Genomic DNA, 2,022 nt, shown 5'->3' with positions numbered 1-2,022 from the left:
ATCAGAACCTATGTGGAAAAAGAAGGCATAGAAACCAGAGTGGACATGCACCTTAGAAAAAATAAATCCAAGGGAATTGCCATTGACGGCCAGAAGATAAAAAGGGCTGCAGATCTGTTAGGTCTTTGCAATGTGGTTTTCTTTTCTCCGGAGGATTTGGGAATTATCAAAAATGGTCCCTCTGAGAGAAGAAGATTCATGGACATGGAGCTGTGCCAGCTGGATGGCTTTTATCTGTATAATCTCAACCATTATAATAAAATAGTGAATCAACGGAATAAGCTGCTGAAGGATATGTATTTAAATCCCCAGTTGAAGGATACACTGCATATCTGGGATATGCAGCTTGTGTCCTTTGGCAGCAAGATCATCGAGCGCCGGAGGTTATTTGTTGAGCAGCTCAATGAGATTATCTACGAAATACATAAGAAGCTTTCCGGCGGCAGGGAGGAGCTTTTCATAGAGTATGAGCCTGATACGGAAATCGAGGACTTTGAAAAAAAGCTTCAATTAAGCCAGGAAAGAGATATCAGGGCAAAAATGACCTCTGTGGGTCCCCACAGGGATGATTTTTCCTTCCTTGCAGGAAAGGTGGATATCAGAAAATATGGTTCCCAGGGGCAGCAGAGAACAGCGGCGCTGTCCTTAAAGCTTTCTGAGATAGAGCTTGTAAAAAAGATGACAAAGGATACGCCGGTGCTTTTGCTGGACGATGTATTGTCTGAGCTTGACAGCAGCAGGCAGAATTATCTTTTAAACAGCATCGGAGAGATTCAGACGATTATTACCTGTACGGGTCTTGAAGAATTTATCAATAACAGATTTGAGATTGACCGCGTTTTTAAAGTGGCGGAAGGCAGCGTTGTGTGTATGAGCAATCAGTGACGAAAGACAGCGCAGAAATGAGGAGAGTCATGAGCGAAGAATTCATGAAGGATACGACAACAGAAGGGGAATATGGAGCAGACCAGATACAGATTTTAGAGGGTCTGGAGGCCGTGAGAAAAAGGCCCGGTATGTATATTGGGACAACCTCCAGCAGAGGGCTTCATCACCTGGTATATGAGATTGTAGATAATGCTGTGGATGAAGCTCTGGCGGGCTTTTGTGACACCATTGATGTGACCATCAATGAGGATAATTCCATCACTGTTACGGACAATGGACGTGGAATTCCTGTGGGAATCAATCATAAGGCTGGTATTCCTGCTGTTGAGGTAGTATTTACCATTCTGCATGCAGGAGGAAAATTCGGCGGCGGGGGATATAAGGTTTCCGGCGGACTGCATGGCGTTGGAGCCTCTGTGGTAAATGCCCTGTCAAATTGGCTTGAGGTGGAAATCTGTCAGGATGGAAAAGTATATAAGCAGCGCTACGAAAAGGGAAACGTCTGTTTTCCTTTAAAAGAAATCGGGACCTGTCCGGAGGAACAGACGGGAACTAAGGTTACCTTTCTGCCTGATGAGACGATTTTTACGGAAACCACAGTCTTTGATTTTGACGTCTTAAAGAGCCGTCTGCGGGAAATGGCGTTTTTGACAAAAGGCCTTCATATCATTTTGCGTGATAACAGGGTAACGGAGGAACCAAGGGAAGAGAATTTAACAGAAGAGGGTAAGGAGAACACGGAGAAAAGTCCTGATCTGAGTACGGAAAAGGAGCAGGAAAAAAAGCAGATTTCCCAGCTTTTGGAAAGAGCGCAGCCTGTAAAAAAGCAAAGAGTAGTGGAATTTCATTATGAGGGCGGCATCAAGGAATTTGTGGCTTACCTGAATAAAAGCAAAACCCCTATTTACGACAATATCCTTTATTTTGAGGGTGAAAAAAATAACGTGTATGTGGAGGTTTCCTTCCAGCACAATGATTCCTACAATGAAAGCGTATTCAGCTTTGTTAACAACATCAATACGCCGGAGGGCGGAACCCATCTTCAGGGTTTCAGGAATGCACTTACGAAAACCTTTAATGATTATGCCAGAAATGCGAAGCTTTTAAAGGACAGCGAGCCCAATCTGTCCGGAG

2 protein-coding genes are annotated in these 2,022 nt (G+C 44.1%); both read left to right on the top strand.

Annotation, left to right across the window (positions count from 1 at the left end):
* Positions 1-885, top strand: an 885-nt coding sequence (gene recF, locus AC1WIP_RS15120; protein WP_481142607.1) for a DNA replication/repair protein RecF, incomplete at its 5' end; no start/stop codon positions are given.
* 29 nt (positions 886-914) lie between these two features.
* Positions 915-2,022, top strand: a 1,108-nt coding sequence (locus AC1WIP_RS15115; RefSeq protein WP_481142606.1) for an ATP-binding protein, incomplete at its 3' end; no start/stop codon positions are given.

The sequence above is a fragment of the Acetatifactor sp. genome, assembly GCF_982438285.1.
This window is presented reverse-complemented; position numbering and strand designations above follow the sequence as displayed.